Source organism: Virgibacillus salexigens, assembly GCF_000723585.1.
Taxonomy (GTDB): Bacteria; Bacillota; Bacilli; order Bacillales; family Amphibacillaceae; genus Virgibacillus; species Virgibacillus salexigens.
In genome coordinates this window covers 334,254-356,744 of sequence record NZ_CCDP010000003.1, presented here as the reverse complement: position 1 = coordinate 356,744, position 22,491 = coordinate 334,254, and the positions used below count along the sequence as shown (strand labels likewise).

At 35.3% G+C, this 22,491-nt stretch carries 9 protein-coding genes; all 9 read left to right on the top strand.

Annotation, left to right across the window (positions count from 1 at the left end):
• The first annotated feature begins 41 nt into the window (after nucleotides 1-41).
• Genes BN990_RS19845 through BN990_RS19805 form a run of 9 tightly spaced genes read left to right on the top strand, consistent with a single transcriptional unit; the run spans nucleotide 42 to nucleotide 22,470 of the window.
• The gene (locus tag BN990_RS19845) at nucleotides 42-506 is read left to right on the top strand and encodes a hypothetical protein (RefSeq protein WP_038246658.1); all 465 of its coding nucleotides are present in this window, start codon (nucleotides 42-44) and stop codon (nucleotides 504-506) included.
• A gap of 17 nt (nucleotides 507-523) precedes the next feature.
• Complete coding sequence (locus tag BN990_RS19840) at nucleotides 524-1,273, top strand: hypothetical protein (RefSeq protein WP_038246652.1); 750 nt, start codon at nucleotides 524-526, stop codon at nucleotides 1,271-1,273.
• An 11-nt stretch (nucleotides 1,274-1,284) separates the two neighbouring features.
• Complete coding sequence (locus tag BN990_RS19835) at nucleotides 1,285-7,104, top strand: glycine zipper 2TM domain-containing protein (RefSeq protein ID WP_038246643.1); 5,820 nt, start codon at nucleotides 1,285-1,287, stop codon at nucleotides 7,102-7,104.
• 15 nt (nucleotides 7,105-7,119) lie between these two features.
• Nucleotides 7,120-13,899: a hypothetical protein gene (locus BN990_RS19830; RefSeq protein WP_038246642.1), complete on the top strand. Its 6,780-nt coding sequence runs from the start codon at nucleotides 7,120-7,122 to the stop codon at nucleotides 13,897-13,899.
• Nucleotides 13,900-13,911: 12 nt separating this feature from the next.
• Nucleotides 13,912-20,205 carry a lysozyme family protein gene (locus BN990_RS19825; RefSeq protein ID WP_038246641.1) on the top strand — a complete coding sequence of 2,098 codons (6,294 nt, stop codon included), beginning with the start codon at nucleotides 13,912-13,914 and terminating at the stop codon, nucleotides 20,203-20,205.
• 12 nt (nucleotides 20,206-20,217) lie between these two features.
• Nucleotides 20,218-20,634 (top strand): hypothetical protein, encoded by a 417-nt coding sequence (locus BN990_RS19820; protein WP_038246640.1) that lies wholly within the window; start codon nucleotides 20,218-20,220, stop codon nucleotides 20,632-20,634.
• A gap of 6 nt (nucleotides 20,635-20,640) precedes the next feature.
• Complete coding sequence (locus BN990_RS19815; protein WP_038246639.1) at nucleotides 20,641-20,985, top strand: hypothetical protein; 345 nt, start codon at nucleotides 20,641-20,643, stop codon at nucleotides 20,983-20,985.
• 4 nt (nucleotides 20,986-20,989) lie between these two features.
• Nucleotides 20,990-21,610, top strand: coding sequence for a hypothetical protein (locus BN990_RS23285; RefSeq protein WP_232620925.1), 621 nt, complete (start codon nucleotides 20,990-20,992; stop codon nucleotides 21,608-21,610).
• 17 nt (nucleotides 21,611-21,627) lie between these two features.
• Nucleotides 21,628-22,470 carry a baseplate J/gp47 family protein gene (locus tag BN990_RS19805; RefSeq protein WP_038246638.1) on the top strand — a complete coding sequence of 281 codons (843 nt, stop codon included), beginning with the start codon at nucleotides 21,628-21,630 and terminating at the stop codon, nucleotides 22,468-22,470.
• The last annotated feature ends 21 nt before the right edge of the window (nucleotides 22,471-22,491 follow it).

Genomic DNA, 22,491 nt, shown 5'->3' with positions numbered 1-22,491 from the left:
TTATGTAATGCATTACAATATTAAAATGAGGAGCGATTATAATGGAAAATCAGGATAAACAACTAGAGATGTTCTCAGAAGATAAAGAAGAACAAGAAAATTTAGAGGAAGCAGTACAAAAGAAGAAAGAAGATGTAATTATCACCGAGCGTGGTGAAGAATTTTCAAAAGAAGAGTGGGCGCAAGAAGTAGTTCCAAAAGGGCCTACCAGACAAGAAGTTGAAGAGTGGAAGGATAAGTATGGAAATATTTATTTTGTTCCTTTTGATTCTGACATATATATGTTTAGACAATTAAATAGAGCTGAATATCGAGAAGTAGCATTAAACCAAGATTATACTGCCTTTGATAAAGAAGAGATTATAACTGACAAATGTGTTATATTTCCTAGAAACTTTTCCGTTTCCAAGCTAACAAAAGGAAACGCTGGTTTACCTACAGTTTTGAATGAAATGATTATGAGTAAATCTGGCTTCTTTGCACAAAGTGCTCCAATACAATTGTAAAAATTGGGATGATAATAATGAGATTGCAAGTAAAAGAAAGTCTAGTACATGAGTGGAAAGAAAAATACGCTAATATTTATGAGATTAATATCGGTGATGAAGAAAAAGAATTGGATTTAAATTTTATATATAGAGAAATAGGTCGTCAAGAGTATAATCAAGCTCTAATAAATTTTCAAGACGATATTACTAAACTTCAAGAGCATGTGTGTAATCTTTGTGTATTACATCCTAAATATGACTTTTCTTCAGGACCTGCCGGAGTAGCTGAATCCTTATCAAACAATATTATCCAGACATCTAATTTAATGGAAGGACAGGCAGAAGTGCTTCTGCAACACTATCGTGAAGAGATGCTTCATTTTGATTTTCAGGTAGATTGTATTATTCATGAAGCCTTCCCTTCTTTGTCTATTGAAGAAATATCGAATTGGCCAATTAATAAGAGTATGTATTATCTTTCAAGAGCAGAGTACATTTTAAAAGAGTTAAAAGGAGTACCACTTCAGTTTACTCAAGAAGAACAAAATCCTGCTCAGCAGAATTATCAATATAACTTCACTAATGAAACTGATACTAGCCAATCACTTTCAAAGGAGAAGGGAGAAAATGGAGAGTTAAGTGAAGCTGAAGTGATAGCTATGCTAGAAGAAAATGAAGCAAAGAACGGAAGATATATAAATTATAATCCTAATGAGGAATTAGATATAATTCCTGAACTTTCTTGGTTTAAAGCAGAAGAAGAACTTAAAGGGGATTTTGAATAGGTGGGAATGCTATGGAAGAGTTAAGAGTAGAAGATTACCAAAATTCTAATCATGAATACCGCCGTTATTTGACTTCTGAAAATGAAGAGATGCCTTTATATCAAAAGGCTGGTTTAGGTGCTGTTGCAGCAGTTGGTGCATTAGCGATTGGGCATAGATCAGGAGCAATGCGCCAACTTTCTAGATTCTTAAATAGAGAAGTATCCGCTTCCCGACAAGCCTTTAGAGAGACGATGAATGAAGAAGGGTCGTTTGCGAAAAACTTTAGCTTAGATCGTTTAAAGAAGTCAAGAGATACATATCAAAACAAAAAAGAGGATCTTTTGTCTCTCAAAGACAAGCAAGAGAAGAGCCTACTGTCTAGTAGAGAATTTGATATGACTCGTTATCTTAGACAACGACAACAATTGATTGAAAATGATGTACCTGAATATATGAGTGAAGGACTTCGACTTCAATCGGTAATGCAAGAGGTACGAAAATCAAATAATATAACGAAAGATACAGCAGATCAAATTGAAAGAGGCATTGGCCGTGGATATAATGGTGTTCTCCGAAAAGGAAGTAACTCTGATATCCGACATTTATTAAACCAAGAAGGAATTCAAGATAAAGGTGTTATTGATTTAGTTAACGATATTCGGTTAAAAAACAAAAGTAAAGATTTCTCTAAAACGTCTCAACAGGGAAAAGAATGGATAGAGGGAATACAAGAAAAGTTAAGAGCTGCTACTTCCAAAGACATAGAAAGTATTACTAAAGCTAATGGTACAATAAAACAAACGATTATTGGATCTAACCTTAAACAGGCAACCATCCAGGATGTATTAGATCTACACAAGAGTCAAAAAGCAATCTTGCCAGAGGATGTAAAATCACAAATTGATAGTGTATTAGGATACAATAAGGATTTCAAGGACGCTATATTCGATAATAATTTATATGTCAATTTGAAAGATGGAAAAGCAACTGGATTAACAGATTATAAGCCGTTAGATCAAGTGAAACGGGACGCAATGGAATGGTGGTCTCACACTCTTCCAGGTGGATTAATGCACTTAAGGGATATCATAAATATTCGATCAGCCAGAGAGCAATCTAGCTTTAGGATTTTTAAACGTGGTACCGTTCAACCTATGCTAAATGGTCATCTAGGTTTGAAAGCAAATGAGCCACTAACTGAAGATGTTATTTTTTCAAACGGAAAATTTATGCGTTTATTTGATCACCAGGCTATTACGAGTAATAAACCACTTGAAGTTCTAAATCCTGAAAGAGATATGTATTTGACATCAGCCCGATTTGGAACAATATCAACAATTTCCAGACAAATGAGTGGAACCATGACAGATGGATCTAGATCTATTATGGGTATGGATGCATCCAATAGCAAGTTAGCTAAATTATTAGATATCGGTGGTCAGGAAAAAGATCCAATAGCTGTTGAAGGTTTTAGTGTATTCTCAAAATTTTGGGATAAGGATTGGGATCGAAGAAAAATAAACAAAGCACTGCAACATGGTATTGATTCGCCAAGTCAATATCATGACATGCAACGTTTTCTTGATCAAAATTCAAAAGGCTTATCATCAAGAGTTTTTAATGAGATTAAAAGTGATCTACCTACTTCTCTGCTTAATAAAATTAATGAAATGAATATTAATTTCTCCAGAGACGATGACATGATTCGTCTATTTAAACATTTAGGCCAAGACGAAAATATTGATACAAGTTTTGCATTTAATCAATTGTATCGGAACTTTGAAAGAAACCCAGATGAAGTACTTGGCAAAACCATTCCTCATGGTCAAACAAGTATGATTATGGGTGGTACGATACAAATTAAAACAGGAATGGATGAAATAAACCAAGAAGTTGGTAAAGAATTAATCAGGCAAATAACCGAAGTGAAACCAAATGGACTATTGAGGTCAAAAGAAGTTCAACATCAATTAAGGAAAAAGTTAAAAGATAGTCAAAAATCTGGAGCAATTTTAAAAAAGGATCTACAAGAAGCCGAATGGCTAATTAACCAGCAAATGTTTGAGCAAGCTGGTAGACATGTTAATGGGAATTATGAACGAATCTTTGAGGATGTTAATGGACTTTTGCTTGAAAATGACGATGCAAGTAAAAGCTTTCAAAGTAGTTTAAGTCAAATGGCGAAGAAAATAAATCCACTTCTTCATAAGAATACAAATGCTCAACATACAAATCAAATTGCAAATGAATATATTGCAGTAAACAAAGCAAATATATTTAAAAACCTAGGTAGCGGTGAAGGAATTGCTGACTTATTAAAACAAAGTAGCTTTCGAACAGGAAGAAGAAATCCAGAAGATGTAACTACTCTATCCATATTTGGGTCGTATTATCCTGTATATCGTATTCAAGAAGCTTTAGGTAGTTTAGGTTTAGGTTTGTCAGATGCTTCTATGGGAAGCCCGTTACAAATCTGGAGTTCTCTGTTGCTGAAAAGAGGGCTTCCAATTGTTGGAGCAGCGGAAGGGTATCAGTACACAGATTATTTATTAGATAAACACACTGGGGCTGGTATCGAAGAACGTTGGGAAAATTATAAAGCTAATCAACGAATCGAAGATGCTGAATTACGAGAGACTTTTGGATCCACTGATGAGTTGCGTAGAGAAAGAATGTTAAAGCCAGGAATAGAGCATTTTGAAGCTATGCCGGAAATTCATATACCAGGAATAGGGGAAGTTGGACCTGGCCATCTGTTAAATGGATTGACTGGTGCTGCACCATTAAGCGAAGAAGACACTATGACCGTAGAAGAAACCTATGATGATCTTCTTCACGGTACAGAAGAAATCCGTAAAGGTCGATGGTGGGCAATTGGTTCTCGAACAGCTTATCGAGGAGATCGTATTATCGAATTTGCTCCTAATAGTTATCGTAAAGCGCATAGCGATTGGGAGTATTCTGAAGTAACTTCAAGTGCGGAAGAAAAATACGCACATTCCCTGTTTCCTACATTTGAAAATCCATTAGGTGCATTATCATTTCTCATAGGTACAAGAGATCCTTACTGGTGGGAGAAAAAGCATTATTATGATCGACCATATATGTTAACAGGTGATTTATTTAATAGTAATACACCTTTTCTAGGTGATATCGGAAATATGACAATAGGACAATTAATTAAACCAACAAGAGAAATGCACAAAGAATATTGGGGAGATCCTGAAGTAGTACAAGAGGAATTCGATTTATTAGGAGAAAGACCAGTTGAACCTGTTACAACACGGATATCCCCTTCAGGTCGAATTGAATATAATGTTGATGCTTCACCAGAAGATTATGGCGCACGTTCATCTTATTACATTGCAAGAAGGCGATATGATGAAGACAGTGATCCTACAGGAGATATGATCATTGGTGATCCTACAACAGGCAAAACAATTTATCTACCTCGACGGTTAAATGATAAATATGTAGATTTAAATAGTGCATTTATTGCTGCAGAACAAAATGATCAAAGAAGCGTTGAGACAGAACCTAGAGGCATGTTTGCTCCTTCATATGAATATCAACAACAAGTAGATAAAAATAAAATTAATGAACTACAAGACCCTAGAAGCTTTGAATGGAGGGGACAAGAGCTTGCTAGTAACTGGTTAGAGCCACATGGTGTTTATAACTGGATCTTCATGGATGAAATATTAGGGAGAGATCCATATGTAGGAAAAACAGTAGTTGCCAAATCAGACGAGGCTTATAATGCTTCTGATGCTTTTTGGGAATCAGAACTTGGTTCGCTAGGTGGTAGCTTATCAGAAATTGGTAGGCGATTTATTCGTAGAGATAGTGGTCAATTAGATAAGTATAATCCTATTCCAAATACAATGCCTGATTGGTTGCCAGGTGGGAACTATTTTATTAACTTTCAAACAGGTGATCCATATAGTCTTATACCGCATGGAGAGTATAGATTACCAGGAGAAGCATATGAAAAACTAAATCGATTGCATCCAGATGAAACAGGAACTTATGGTGCTTTTGATAAGTTTAAGATTCTTGCTGATGTTGCTCCTTGGTCAGATGAATATAAATTTTGGAAAGACTACGTAACAGAGTACGTTGAAGATGATCAGTTGAGAAAGCAAGCAGCCCAAATAAAAAGACAAGTATCTAGAAGAAAACAAAAATATGAGTTTCAAGAATATCTCTATAAAGACGCTGAGCTTGAAAAAGAGAAAGTGACAGTTACACGCTTTTTAGATGACTACACATTTTTAACAGAAGAATACGGGGATCAACCAATTCGTTTAGCAGGTGTGGACTCTAGAGCTAATGCAGAAGGAGTGCTTGAGGAGTACATTGATGTAGGTGATAGAATAACTATTGGTATTGACGCAGATGAAAATAAGCGAATTTCTAGTGATACGTATGGAACAATGCGAGCAGTAGTCTTTCAAGGCATTAACAGTCTAAATAAACAAATCATTGATGCTGGACAAATGAAAGAATTAGAATCTGATTTTTCATCACCTGGAGTATGGGCTAGATTTTCCCCGGAAGAAATAGCAAAAGGTTCAAGGTGGGAAAGTATTGCTCATTTTGATTCTGCGCTTAATACGAAATTCTTACAAGTTAGAACAGCATTAGAAGAATATGAAAGAGATCAGATTTATGGTCAAGATTGGTCTACATGGGAAAACTTTGGTATTACTGATTATGGGATACCTGCAATTCATAAGATGGCTGGTAAAGACAACCCACTGCTTGCAGGTTTAAGTGGAGCGATGTTTGGTGGAGTAGTAGGTCGTATTTTTCTAGGTGGGGGAAATAGAACAAAGGCCGGAGCTATTATTGGTGGTATAACTGGTTTAACCGCTAATGCCTTTGCAAAGTTATATCAATATAGAAATGATGAGCGATGGATACCAGAAAGAAGAAGAACTGAACAGGACATAAATGAGTATTTCGATATCTTGAAATACATGAAATATGCAGGTCTATATGAAAAGGCAAAAGAAGAGCTAGATCATTTGGGTTATGACGCTGATGAATTTTTGAGAAATGTTGAAGAAAAAGAACAACGTACAAAGGAAGCTAGACGAGAACTAGAAGAACAAAAGAAGCAGCTGTATATCGAGCAACCTAGGAATTGGGAAGAAAAAAAGAAAAAGATAAATATTGAGTTAAAGAAGATAGAAGAACAATGGGATGAAATTCAACTACCTACACCTGTTGCTCAAGCGTTATATTATAAAGAACAACGAGATACAACGCTTTATGGAATTGATCCTCACGAAGACCGAATGAAGGTAATGCAGTCACTTCCTTATAAAGATAAATGGTTCTTTAATGAATTTGTTGATGCAAATGCAGCGGATAGGAAAAAGATATTAGAACTGGTTCCTGAAAACCAAAGAAGAATTTATAAAACAATATGGGGAATGGAAGCAGAAGAGAAGAAACCTCTTTCTTACTATGCTAATAAATATGCAATACCAGACGCAGATTGGGAAGGTTGGTCTCCGGAGTATAGTTTAGATGATATTAAGGTAAAAACTGTAATGGAAGAGGGAATTGATTTAACAGATTTCAATTATTGGAATGATGATATTGAAGCTGCAGCGTTAACTCCAGATCTTCCAAATGATTACAATGAACCCGAGTTTCTTGGTTATCAAAGTGTTGAAAAGAATTTAAGAGATGTGTTACAAGGGCAAGGCCTTCATAATGTACAAGTTATTGTAAAGCCAAGTAATGGTAATGAAACACATACACGAATTAATTATCAACAAGACCGATCAAAGGAAATTGAAGATGAATTTCGTTATAACATGGACGCTTATTTGTAGAGGAAGTGAAGACTAGTGAATGAAGATCTGATTAAAAAAATGGAAGATGCAGGGATACAATATATGTCTCCGCCACAAGGCAATTATAACCTTGTGGCTCAATTTAACCCTGTTAATAAAAGGAGTTACCAGTATAATGACAACTATGCTACTAATGTTACTAAAATGGCATCATTGGTTAATAACTCCCATAAAAGTCAATTTGATCAAGATATAGCTGGGCCAAATGGACAATCTATATCTCGCCACTTTAGTACACCTTATAATAAAACAGGGCAGCTTCAAGTCCAAAAATTTAATGAATTAGCGAAAGCCAATGAATACTTTACTTATGATATTGAGACACTTGGGGATGCAATGAATAGAAAAAATTTTAGTGTTTCTGAAATTGCGATTCAAGGGTTTAGAAGAAGTGGTAATACGTTTGTTCCTTCTAATAAAAGTCTAACACAAGTAATTGCTCCATCTGTTGATGTTCAAAATAATATTGTAACGTTAATGGATAGATTAAAAATCGACCCTTATCAATTTAATCTTCTTTCTGATTCAGAAAAACGAACACTGGTTGATATAACAAGATACTCAACATTATCAGAAAAAGGAATAAGTCCCGCAAATTTTAAATTGGAGAATAATGACCTTATTGATTTCTCTCATAACACACTAGCAAATAAGCTGTTTCAAGATGAGAAAATGATTAATTCTAGGGTTATCGATAATATGCAATCTGTACTTAGACATGCAGAATCAGGACTAATTAATATAAGTGAGAAATACGGTATAAAAGCTAATCAAGCTATATCTTCTTATAATGATTTTATAAATGCGAATAAAGATAATTATTTTGTATCTTACAATGGAGATTCTTTTGATTTACCTGTCTTACAGTCCTGGGGTCAAATAAAAGGGAATAGCCCTGTTAATCAACCCAAAAAACACCTTGACTATTATCAAGTTGTTCAAACTGCTTATAGCAATCCTATTGATCTTCATAAATCATTAGGTCGTGATTTTTCTAGTAATCCACTAAAAACTGGTATGACAAAACTTCAAGAGTTTAGAAGCACCTTAGGATTTGATCTAGAATCTGCTCATAGTGCTTCCCATGATATTGGAACAGAAGGATTAGGAGGAGTAATTAATCATAGTATTGGTACAATCAAGAATAAAATAAATGCATCGAAAACAAATATTCAAGCGGGATTTAATTATCATGAACCTGGTTTCAGCTGGTCAAATCAGTCATTGGAAACAGGGCAAACATTATTTGCTGTTGGAGGAGTTAGAGCTAAAAGAGATGGGGATCTATCATTTTCTGCTAAATTTGACCCTGAAACAGGATCTTATAATCCAATAAATGACTCATTTAATACAACCATTATTAATGCAAAAAGCTTTTATGAAGTAGAAGGTCTTATGGACCTATCTGATAATGAAATGAAGAGATATGGTCTAAGACTATATAATAAAGAAAAAGATATGCACAGCTTTATTGTGCGTGAGGGAAATGAAGCATTTGATGAGCTGGCCGGCTTTGTCCAAAATCGTTTTTATAACTGGGATGGTTTAACGAGTAACCAAAGAAGGGAAATTAATGATGCTAAGCTAACAGATAGTGCTAGAAGAAGATATGAGCGCATGTTTAGTTTGGAAAAGGCTGGTTCCGGAAAAACAGGTGGCTACGAAGCGGCAAGGAGACTTTATGGTAACGCAGAAATTCTTGAAAAGAGATTATTAGGTAAACATAAACACATTTCTGGTTCTAATTATCAGGAACTTATTCGTAACCGAATAACTCATGAAGAGTTAATGAATCAAATGGAAGGAAAATTTAATAGTCTTTGGGATTCAAACTCAAAGAGTTGGGTTCATAATCCAGTCGAACAAGAGGAATTCTTCCGTATGGGAATGAGACTAATATCAGAAAGACCAGTATATGAAACTGCATTAAAATATATTGGTGAGAATTTAAAAGATCCAGCTCAACGTGATATGGCATGGAGATTATATTCGAATAAAGTAAATGAAGCATTTCCAATGCAGCAAGAAGATATCAGTCTTCAAGATTTTGAGAGAAAAAGGATTTCCTTTACGGACTATTTCTCTAATACAAGTCACACTTTAAATATGACAAATACTGAATCAGTAGAGCAAAGTATTAAAAACTATGTTTATTCACGAGACATCTCTGGATCAGACTTAGATAAAGATTTGAAAGAAGACCGATATCGTGAGCGAATGAACCGATTTATAAAGAACTTAAATAACAATAAGGTAATAAATAATAATATTGCTGGAAATCTTACAGACATAAACAATGAAAGTTCCACGGTTCATAACGCTATTGTACAGATATCAGATATTCTTCAGCATAGTAATATTAAGTTTGATCAATCGGTTAAACAAACATCATTGGGTTATAACTCGGCTGTTCAACAATTGAATAATGAAACAAATGAATTAATGTTTCGTGAAGCAGTTAATACTGTAAAAGAGGTAAATGCTACTAGGTTTAATCCAAATGATGCTCCTGGTACACGGGTTACTTTTAGTTCAACAGTAGAAAAGGCATTATCAAGGTTAGATGAAACACATTTGTCTGGTCTACAGCCAAATAACCGAAATGCGTTAGAAAAAGTTGTATCAAATTTAATTGAAAATGATGCTTATAACAAATACCATTTTGCTGTTTCAATGGATGAACATACAAAGAACGCAAGAATTTCTATATATAACCCAAGTCAAAGTACAAGTGTCATTGATCATCTTTCGCAAGGAATGAATCATCCAAATGCTGTGACAATTAATATGCCTTTGATAGGTCAAAACGGGATACACACGATAGGAAATCGTCGATTGAATGCTCGAAGCTTTGCGACGTACAATAATGGAAATATCGGTATTAAATCTTCGGCTGAAGTATTAGCAGATAACTATACTGATAAAATAAACTATATTATGAATCCAATGCTAGACGGAAACGCTGAACTTGCAAATACTCGTTCAAGAAGAGTTCTGAATGAGAGTGTAAATCAACTTTCTGGTATACAGAGGAACTTGACTAATAATGATACTTTCAATTATAACAATAATCAATCTGATTTCTTCAAACAAGGGAATGTAGATATAGAAAATGCTATGATTCAGGACTGGTATCAAACAGGAAAGCTAAGACAGGAAGACATATTCTCCAACGCATTTGAAAATGGTTATTTAAAGAAAAACGTAACTTTTGATAATATTAAGCCTCGGAAATCTTATGAAATGTTGCTGGCATCAGGTGAATGGCTGAGTCAGAAGAATTTAGATTTATACGCAGGAACAAACAAAGCTGATAATGTAGCATTAGGCAGCTTTAATAAATTAGATGTTAGAGATTATCTTCCTTATGGGCATTTCACATTCCAGGGAAGAGATAATTCCGTTCAATTTATGAATGCACATCTCATATCTCCAAAAGTCGCAAGTGATATACAAGAAGCTACAAGGGATACAAATGCTTTTCTTCGTTTTGATGACCTTGTAACTACAGAAGCACAGCGAGAATGGAGTAATGAGTGGAGAAAACAAGCTGGTGGAAATCATATGGGAGTGAATCTGAAAACAGCTTTTATGAATGATCAGCAACTGCTTGAACGCCTTGAATCTATAAAGGAAACAAATCCTGATCTATTAAAAAGAGAAGGTGTTATCAATGAAGATGGGTCTTGGAATCACACAAATATCCCAACGATATACGAACAGCAAGGGCTTGTAGCTAGTGATATTCAGTCTAAAATGAGAGCTACTGAACAAAAAGTCTTATCTGAAACGGATAATGTGAACTTGTTTCGAAATATGCAGCCAGGCGCAACTGTTAAACCTGGTCAGACATTAGGAACTGAAATAGTAGAAGGAAATGAAAGACCCATAACGTACAACGGTAAACACGATGCTACTGTCATACAGCAGAATGGAAGGATCGGTGTGTCTTGGGAAGAGGATGTATTTAAATATATCGTAGAGGGTGAAAAAGCAACTGATGTTTCAATTAGCAGGGACTTGATGTCAGCCATTACTGGAGATGATTCTGTAAGTATGGTTTTAAATGCTAATATACAAAAACACAGAGACTTTGGTATGTATCTATCTGGTAAAGCTAAGTTATTAGCTAACCACGCTCAAGAAATAAGTAGCGAGCTTATTAAAGCCAATACAGAAACACACCCTAATGATAAGGCAAGCAGTCGAGCATTGGAAAGAATGGAACTACAAAAACAATTTGATAGAACTATTCGAATGGCTTCCAAAGTTAACTTAAAATGGGACGATGAAACCCAAATGTTTATCCAAGAAGGAAATAAACCGATACCTGCTCAACGTTTCAATCGAATCTTCAACTCATTAGGAATTAATGATAAAACGGAATTGGAATTTGACACAGCAATATTAGAAGCACGTGCAAGTAAAGTAAGTAATTATAGTACGATGACAGATGAGCAGGGCCGAAAAGTATTACGGTTAGAGCATGATAAAAATGGCAATGTGATAAAAAGATATGCTAGAACAGACATTGGTTTCGAACATGGTGGAGTAAATTGGGGTCATCGTGAAATGGGAGTACTAAAAGACCTTAAATTAGATAATACGTATAATAAAGTGTATGAAACGATGATGTCACAAGCTTCAAATAAAACTAGACTACAAGAAACTAAAAATATCATTGCTTCAATAACTGGGGCGGTGGACAATCAGAACCAATTACTTAACAATGCACCCGAGTTAGAAGTTGAAAACTTTCGTTCTTTACCTAGTATTGATGCTGATATGAACACCTACAAGAAAACGGTGTTTGACAAAGATTATATACATGCATTAACAGGTGGAGATAATGCACATGGGTATTGGTTGAAGTTGCCAAGTGTAGAAGCTCCAAATGGGAATAGTAGAAAAGTAGCCTTGAATTTGAATGGAAATACAAGTGAACGAGTAGCTATTGATAATATATTTATACCTTTTACAAATAGAGAAGAAACGAATGGAAAAGTCTTCTTACGTGATTTACAGAAGAAGATTGGGGATATTTATAAGCGAGCAGACGATGTACAGCGGGCTGGAAGTATAGAAGCAAGAAACACAGCTATGGATAGCCTTCAAGCATCGGTAGATGATTATTTTAGACAAGCTACAAAAGATGTTACTTCTTCTAAAGGACAAACAGGAAAAGAAGTATTACGTGCTGGGATGAATACTTCTGGAAATGGACTTTTTAAATTGATGGATCCTAAAGTTTCGATGGATTTAGATGGGGAGTTTACATTTATATCTCCCGACGATGCAAAAGCAATGGGTGTTTATGAGGATCTGGCTAAACGTGCTTCCGGGGAGATTGATGGTGACTTATTCGTAATGAACACACGTTATCCAACATTCCACAGCAATGCCATGCAGATAGCAAAATTAAGAATGAGTGATGATGTTAAATCAGGAGAATTCCGAACAACTTCATGGATGTCTGATTTAATGAAAGCTGATTCAGATGGTGACTATGATAATATTGTAGTTATGAAGGACAAAGAGGTTCAAAAAGAATGGGAATCCAGATACAATGAGCAAGAAGCAAGAAGACAAAAAGCTTATGAAAAGCAGATAAATAAAGATTCTAGATCAGCTAGGAGTTATGATCCTAATTATATATTGAAAGGGCAAGATCGCTTTGCTCCTTTTCAACCTAATACTCAGGAAGAACTTGCATCGAAGATCGGTAAACGAGTAATTGGTCAGGCTTCTAATTTAAATCTTACTTTACGACAAATGGCCTTTGAATATCTTGATCATGGATCATCAGAACAACGAGCTGTCTTGGATTTTGGTCAAGATTTAGAGCAAAAACCGATATCATCTAAACACGGTTTAACTGTAGAAGAAGGAAGGGCACCTGCCATCGAATTGGTTAATTCTATTTATCGAGGCAATTGGTCCAAGACAAGGGAAATCCAGCAAAGATATTTTGCTGACGATTTTGATACAGAAATGATGGAAAAAGCATTCTCTGCAATAGATAAAGTTAAAGGCAATATGGAGAATGGATTGTATAATAAATCATATAAATTTGGAACTAGTAGTGGTTTAGATCCAGAAATAGGCCTGAAAAACATTACAGATATTATTAATGGTTCTGCACCAAATGAGCAGCGTACAATGGGGAATACGTATTTAAATATGATCCATCAGATGTTAGGCGTAGATGCTTCAAAAGAATATATAGATTTGGAAGGGAATGTCCATTCAAGAGTAAATCCTTACGAATCAATGGAAGCAAAAAGAAGAGAACCACGTTCTACGACTTTAGCGGGTGCAACAGGAGAATATGCTAACGATCTAACTGGGAATGTATCTGAAAGTATTGGGAGGAAAGTTCAAGAATTCTTTGAAGCAATGAGTGAAAATAAGAAATTAAGGTGGGGAGTTATTGGATCAGGTCTTGCACTTGGAGCACTAGGAGGATACAATATTCTTAGACACAGTGAACCGATAAATGATCCGACTGAAACTGATGGCCATTATGAAATAAATCAACCACAGCCAGCATTAAATATGGAAAGTAATGCCTTTCAAGGGACGCAAAATGCTGACATACAAATTCAAGCAAAAGGAAATTCTGTTACTCAAGATCAGCTTTCCCATCTTGTAAATGAAGGTATTACAAACTCTAATATGAGCCCATCGCAGTCTCGTATATCTATAAATTACTCAGATAATACAAACCAACTTAATAGAATTTGGTACCGAGATAAAGTAGAAGAAAGTATATAGGAGGTTATGTTTATGGCAATAACCGCATTTGATGATCGGGACGTCCGTTATGGGCATCTCGGTGATCATTTTATGCGAATTGGAGATACGCAGTTTTTAACACCTCCAACCAGTATAAGCGTACACAGACAAATGAAACATCAGAAAGTATCTGTGATGAGAGGTAGAAATAGCCTTCCTAAGGAGTCTGGATACTTTGATCGAATAATTACACTAACTCTTTTCTTTCCCAATGAAGATTCCATCAATTTTGAATTGAGACCGATTTTAGCTCAAAGTAAGAAGTGTCCATTCTTGCCAATTGAGAACACGTATTTAAACGAAGCTCATCAAATAGAAGCTATAACAATTCAAAATGTAACTGTTCAAACAACACCAGGTTTTCCTAATACATTACAAGCTATTATACAATGTTATGCTTTTGAACCTGCTACTTATATATATGGAACGAGTGAAAGAAGTTTTGATGAAATGTTTCATTGGCCAATGTTCAGGTGGTATTATGAAAGGCATTTAAATAAAACAACAGTTAAAGACCCTGTTGCGTCTGCCTTATATAAATCAATGACTAAAGGTGAAGGTGCAGATGCAGAACGTGTTTTAACTTATTTTGAACCGTTAACAGATGAATTAACAAATGATTATATATTTAAAATTGCAGCAGAAGACGATCTTCAGGCAATTCGAGAGTGGAATAAACAAAAGAAAGAACTTATAAAAGAATGGACTAGCGATAAGAATGACTTAAGTTTTGATGATTGGCTGAAAGTAAAAGTAAGTAAAGATGGCGGAGTCAAATTTGGTGATAATGCTAAGGAAGAAGAGTTCAATGAGGCGTATGATGATTTATATAGCAAAGCAATGTATGAGTATGATTTACATTATGAATCATGGTCTTTAGGTAACATGCATCTGGAAGACTTCAGCATTAGTTTCGAAAATTCGATTACATCAAATCAATTACAGATGCATCAGTCCCCAACTCATCAATACTTAGGTTCACAAGATACTGTAATGGTTGCACGCTTCCAGTGCACAGATATGGAAGCTATAGCTAGTTTAGAGAACTTAGTTCGTCGGACATCGTATCTAACTCGTGAATATCATAAAGAAGTTGCTAATGGGTTTCTGCAATTCAATCATCAAATAGCAAAGTTATATGGAGTCACAAATGTAGTTATTGATGATATGACTGTAGATACTGTTGATGGGATGCCTGGTGTATATGATGTTAATCTTACATTAATGGCATACAATCGAGCAGAAAAGAAAATGCATGAAATAAATGCAATGACATTAGATTTAAACTGGGATATTGATTTAGTGAATGGCATTCCACCATTTATCAAAAATATTACTAGTGGTTTTAAGAAGATTAAAAATGCAGTAGGGGTGAGTAATGATGCTAATGATCAAGCAATTTATAATGCATGGGTTCTTGAAACTTTCAAAGCAGCGGAATTATATCCAGATTTAGAATTACCCACATATGATGAAGTGCAGCAAGCTGGATTTAGTGTAATTAACACAAATGATGGACTCTTTGTAGACCCTGACTTCTTTATAAACTATGATACCGAAAGAGACTTTGCACAGATATTAAATAGATCTGTTTTAGAAGGCGCAGGTCAGATTGATTTATACGATGCTACTGGAGGAACTGCTACTTTAGATGATAGTGGTTATTCCTTAGACGAAGTTGCTACTCAAAAGAGGGATGAAACAAAGAGTCTTTCTGAAGAAAAGATGCCTAATATATCACCAAGTGCAGATATTTCTAAAGAAGTTGATAACGATAATTTAACCAAGGATAACATGGAAGCGTTGATCAGAAAGTCTGCTTCTGTGTATGGCATAAAGGGAAAGTATCCTACAGCATTTGTTCAATCGTTTGATCCAAATATGAGACATTTTTATAATGCCGGTTTAAATCAAGAACTAGATGGTGTCAAAGTAGGAAGTAAAGGACAGGTTATTATGCAAGATGAAAACCTGAATTATAAATATCAATCCAACCCTAAGTATATAGGAGTAATGAGAGTTAGGGGTAAATATGGGGAGTCAGATCAAAAGAAACACATACGCAACAGTATAGAGTACAACGTAGATTTAGGGATGCGTTATTTCTCTTACTACTGGGGATCATCAGAGGCGATTATGAACGATGGGGAATACAACATTGACCGTGTATACGATCTATTTGATTTGTCTCCTTCATCAGCTGAAGACGCAGAGAAAGTACAGTTTATTTGTACGGTGTTACTTTACCTAGACTTTAAACGGGAACTAACTGCTTTGTTAAAAAATAATAAAGCTCCAAATAAGCGTCTAGTAAATCAAATTAATAACATGATAAACACTTTGGATAACACGGAATCATGGGATTACGAAACTATTCAATCAAAGTATGATAAATTACCTATTAAAGATTATAAAGCTGTAATCGTAGATGATTATGATAAAACAGTTATTGATCAGTTATCTAGATCTGATGAGGAATCCTATGCGGATAACGGAAGTAAAATATCTGAAGCAAGTATGATGACGGATATGTTAAAGCATGATCGAAGGGGTAGATTAGTACGTGCTTTCCCAACATTTTTCATGACATTTATAGATGAAGGTCAGTTTATAGGTACTGCTAAAATGTCAGATCAGTATTTTCATTATAGAGCGGTTACTGATATTACCTACAATAACAGTAGAAAACAAGCTTCTAGCACCTTAGTGTGTGAATTAAGCAACGTGTTTGGATCATTAGACGATCACGAGAAAGCGCAAGACATTACACACTCTAGCTTTGGAGACTTATTCTTGGCAGCTATGATGCCTGGGGCAGTTGCTAAGGAAACGGAACGCAGTAGACACAGAGATCCAAATTATTATAAAAGTATTTATTTAAGAACTGGTGTAAGAGTTCATATGCGCATGGGGTATGGTTCAAACGCTGCAAATTTACCTACAATCATGAACGGAACCATTACAAGTCTTCAAAATAACGGTGCAACTATGACAATGATTGCTCAAGATGACGGAATCGAATTAACGAATAAATTAAATGCAATGATGGATATAGATCCTGAAGATGATACAAGTGGATTTTTGAGTTCTAAAAAAGAACCTACTGAAATTGTAGATGAGTTACTTACAGATTCGAAAGGTTTCTGGTCAAATATATCCGCATCTTTGAGCAATAGAGAATATCAAGATCATGCATTAGGAATTATGCATTTTGGTGAAACTGGTTTACCTCAAGGGGTTCAAGATTTTCAAGACTTATTTAGCCTAGGGGTTATGGAAGGCAGGGAAACAGCAGAAATTAATATGAATGTTTATCAAACAACAGGATTATTAAATGCTGAGCAAGATAAATGGTATAGAAAAATTCAAGATGGGCTTGGTATGGGTGATTCAGATGAAGTAAATATAAACATTAACTTATTCGATAAAACAGTATGGGATGTACTTAATATTACAGCAGCTGTTGGTCAAGACATGATTACTGCAGTTCACCCATTCGGCCTTAGAAATACAATATTTCTTGGAAAGCCATATTTCCCTATAAGTCATGATTATGATATAGATCTTGAAGGTGAATCGATTAAAGGAACCTTAAAAAAATCCTTTAAACAGATGCATATTTACGACAGCTATACTTCGATTATTCACAATCAGATAAAAGCAACTGAAGAAAATATGTATACTGTAGCAGTTGGAACATACATGAATGAAGGTAAAATTTCCACAACTTCTCCTGTTTATGTAGATACAGACATATGGCCAGAAAAGCAGAAGACAGTAAATATAGACACGACTTTAAATGCTAAAGGTGTTTGGGCAATAGACAAGATACCTTTTATAGGAGATGCGTTAAATAAACCAGCTAAATGGTTCTTCGATGAAGGTGTTGCATTAAAAATTACTGCAGCTGGTCTACGAGATTATGTAAAAGATATGTACGATGGATATCTCACGGTGATGGGCGATCCTACTGTAAAACCTTACGACACAATGATTATACAAGATTATTATTCAAATATGAGCGGTCCTGCAGATGTTAAAGAATCCATTCATATTATGAACCATGATGTAGGTTTTATCAGTATGATTAAACCTGATGCAGTCTGCTTCAATGCGGATAAATCGATTTTTGATTTACTCATGCGGGCGACAACCATTGGAGCATATGCAATGGCTAGAATGCATATTAGAGCAATTCTTGCAAGTAGAGGATATACAGGGTCTTTACCTATTCTAAATGCATTATGGTCAAGTACAGCCAAGCGGGCAGGGAAGATGCAACAAAAGGTCAGAAGCTTTAAAGGTGTAAGTAAAGCGGAAGATTATTATAAGAAGAATGCTGGAAAAGCAACCGAAACTGTTAAAAAGTCTGTATCTAATTTACCGAAAGCTGACATTCAAGCTGACTTAAAACGTTGGAAAGCTAACGGATTATTCAATTCATTGACCAAATCATTAGATGGTTTAAATGAGAAAGATATAGAGAAAGTGTTCAATAAAGGGGGAAATTTGTTTAGTCAATCTAAACTATTGAGAGATTTTGATTCTAGAAAGATGGCTAATATCAAAGGAAAAGCTAGTTCTGCAATGTTGAAGGGGGCAAAAGGTACTTCTGGACTTCTAAAAGGTGGAAAACAACTAGCTGGTGTAGCAAAAGGATTATGGAAAGGAAAACATGCTTTATTAGGGCCAGCGGGGATTATTACATTTGCTATAGAAACAGCAGCAGTTGGTGTGATATCTTCCACAGTTGGGGAATTAACTGAGAGGTTTCTAATGAACCGACAAGCTGTTCTAATTGTTCCGTTAAAGAAAGAAGGAGTTAATTTTACTGCTGGTATAAATGGAAACAAAGGATCAGTAGTAGGGGAGCCCAAAGAAGCAAACAAGGTATTTGACGGTATCCCAGACTTTTTGCTTGGACTTATAGGTGTGGAAGATCGAACAGTCAATGGAGAATTACCCGGTCAAATTCAATCTTTTGCTACATCTCCTACAACTTCAGAGAAAACTTTTACAACAGATGAATTAATAAAAAGTATCTTTGATAGACCTAACACCTATGAAGACAATGGCAAAATTGAAGAGTATTACAAACGTGATGTAGAAGCAGCAAAAGAAGAAATAAGTGGGAGAGCGGAGTTCTTAGAAAATCGACGGGCAGAAAACAACAGGCCAGATTATAGTCACTTGGAGCAAAAGTTGAAAGAAGCAGATAGCATTCTCTCTAATCTCTTTGATTTATTTACAAGAGATAATTCTGATAGTGAACAATGGGATGGTTCCTCTAGTATCCCTTTAAATGGAAAAGCTGTTAATCTATCTTCCCACTTTAAAACGTTAGGACCAAAAATAGAGGCAGAAGCCAAGAAACAAGGAAAACCAGAGTACGCAGAAATACTAAAAGCCAAATGTATGCAAGAAACTGGAGGGAATTATAATCGATACCCTGATGTATTTCAAGCTTCTGAGAGTCTAGGCTTACCTCGAAATTCTATAGGGTTAGAAAGAAGCTTACAACAAGGGGTAAAATACTTTGGGCAAATGATGAATAAGGCAAATGGGGATGTAGCTTTAGCGTTACAATCATATAATTTTGGCGGTGGGTTCATCGACTATGTTAATAATAATGGCGGTAAGTGGACACAGGAATTAACAAATAAATTCTCTGATAAGAAAGCAGCAGAATTAGGTTGGAACCGATATGGAGATAAGAAGTATGTTGAACACATTATGCGTTATTATGAGTATCCAAAAGGGGGTACTGATGATGCTCCAGATGTAACTGGTTCAAAAGGTAAAGACAAATACCATTTAAGTTCAAGTCAAGCTAGATCAAAGCTTGTTGAGTCTAAGAATCAAACTGGTAGATCCTTTAATATTACAATTGTTGGTGGAACTAGTCTTATGAGAAAAGGAACTTACGACTTACTGAATGCTGTTGCCAAAGATTATAAGTCTAAAACAGGGGAGAAGATTGTAGTAACAAGTGCTTACCGTGCTAATGATCCCAACTGGCATGGAACAGGATATGGAGTCGATATTGATACACCAAACACAATGAGAAGATTATCAGGAGGTAAATTAGGATTTCCTTCAGGTAAAGATAAAACCAATGCAATTAAATTGGTGGAAAGCTGTGTGAAAGCAGGATTTGATGGCATCATTTTCGGGGACTGGTTCATCATTCAGCAAATGAAGAAAAAGTATCCTAAGATACAATTCATTTATGAACCAGGAAACCACCATAACCATCTACATTTATCATTTCCTAAAAAAGCATAGAGGGGGTTGACTATGAGTGAAATAAAAACAACTATTGCAAAGGATGCGGCCGGTCGTTCTTTAGAACGAAAGACTTCTGGCCTCATCGGTCATGTTTTAAGGTATCATCCTGAATCACTACAATGTACGTGTGATGAGCACGGGTTAACTAATCCAGTAAAAGATACAGAACGACATACAGCAGATATAAAAGTGAATATGGGGAAAAAAGACCAAGTACTCAAAAGAGTTCCTTGTATGGTTTACTCGCAGGGAATTATCTCTAATGGTTTAGTTAAAGGTGATCGGGTTTGGGTTCAATTTATAGATGGAGATAGCTCACAACCTGTAATAACTGGTTTCTATCGAGAACCGACACAATGGGAAGTTGCTTCAAATACCTTCAAATTTGCGGTAGCTAATGTATTTAGTTTTATGACGGGGGGTTAATAGGTCATGTCTTCATGGAAAGAAAAACTTTTAAATATGGATATGGAACTTGAAAATAACGTGGATAATTTATTTATTCAAAGCACAGAAGCAAAAGGAAAAGATATTGGATTAATTAATCCTACAAGTGGGACAGGAGTATTAGCTAGAGAAGATGGGAGAGTAGAAGCTTTTGCTGATTATGGATTAGGTTTTAGGATGGATCCAAAAACCCAAAGCTTTTCTATTTTTGCGCCGAATCTTAAGATGTTTTATCAGAAAAAAGAAGAGATTAGTTACAATCAAAAGCTAAACTTTATACAGGGTGAGTATAAAACGGTGTTAGACAAACTAACGGAAGATGGTGAATAGGTATATGGGGAAATATAAAGAAATTGATATGTCCTTTTACGGAAAAGAAAAAATGGACTTTATTGATATTACCCCCAACGATGCGGGATATTACCTTACATGGGAGTTACAAAATGAAATTGGTGGATATGCAATTTATCGTAAAGATGTATCTGTGGAAGGATGGGAGTTAGTTGTTACATTAGATCAAAATGTAATGCATTACCAAGATAGCAAACCTCCTGTAGATAATCTATATGAATATCAGATATATGCCGTTATTGAAGGAGATCTTATATTAGGAGAACCTGACAATGCGGGTGGAGTTGATTTGGGATTAACAACGAATTATGAATCTGCGGAACAAGATGCAATGAATAGAATAAGAACTCAAAAAGGGGATTGGCGATCTCACGAGAATATAGGAGCAGATATGGAGTTGTTAGAAGGAGAGCCTAATACAAAAGCAACAGGAATACGTGGAGAAGAATCTATACATGAGACATTAACTTATGATGGTCGTTTCATGAGAGAGGACATTACTGTGAAAGCTGTTCCTACAAGTATTGATCAAATTGATTTTTACACAGTTGTAGATAGTGATGCCGATGATCCTATTATTGTTAAATCACCGCAAACTATTTAGAAAGAGAGGTGTGTTTCATGCTAGTTAAAAGAAGTAAAGAAGAGATTATTAAAGATGCTCTGGATGTTATTGTCACAAATACGCCTATTACCAATTTTAATGCAGGAAGTATTGCACGATCTATAACAGAATCATTGAGTGGAGAATTTGAGAGTCTTTATGAATTTGCTGAGGAAGTGCTTAACAATGGTTATTTAAGCAGGGCTATTGGAACGCATTTAGAGTTAATGGGCGAGATGTTTAATTATCCGAGGCGAACAGAAATTATCATAAATCAAGATACAGGTGTCGAAGAAGAAAAGCTAATTGATGATGACACATATAGAATAGAGCTATCAAAACAAGTAAGTGCAGCTGTCTCTTCTAATGAGGAGGCTGTAAGACTCGCATGTTTATCTATACCAGGAGTTCAGTCTATTTTTGGGAAGGAATATACACATGGGACAGGGACATTTAGCTTTATTCTTACTACTTTAAATGGATTTGACTCAGAAACAGTTAAACAGAACATGGAAAGTGTTTTGCAGCAAGTAAAAGCCTTTGGAGTGAAGCCTTATGTAATCCTACCTGATGAAATCTATTTAGAGATAGAACTACAGCTTATATTGAAAGAAGGCACAAGAGATAGTGAAGGCATACGCCTAAATGTAAAGAGTGAGTTGAATAATTATTTTGGTAACTTTTCAATAGATCAAGACTTTATTTATAATGATTTTGTTCAAAAAGTAATGAATTTGGACGACAATATTGTAGATTTTAAGGTTAAGTACTTTTATTTGAATGATACACCAGCACTTCTAACTAATCATGTGATTTCTGAAGAAGAACGGATTCGACCACGGTTAATCGAGATTCTATAATTAAATTAATTGGAGGTTTGA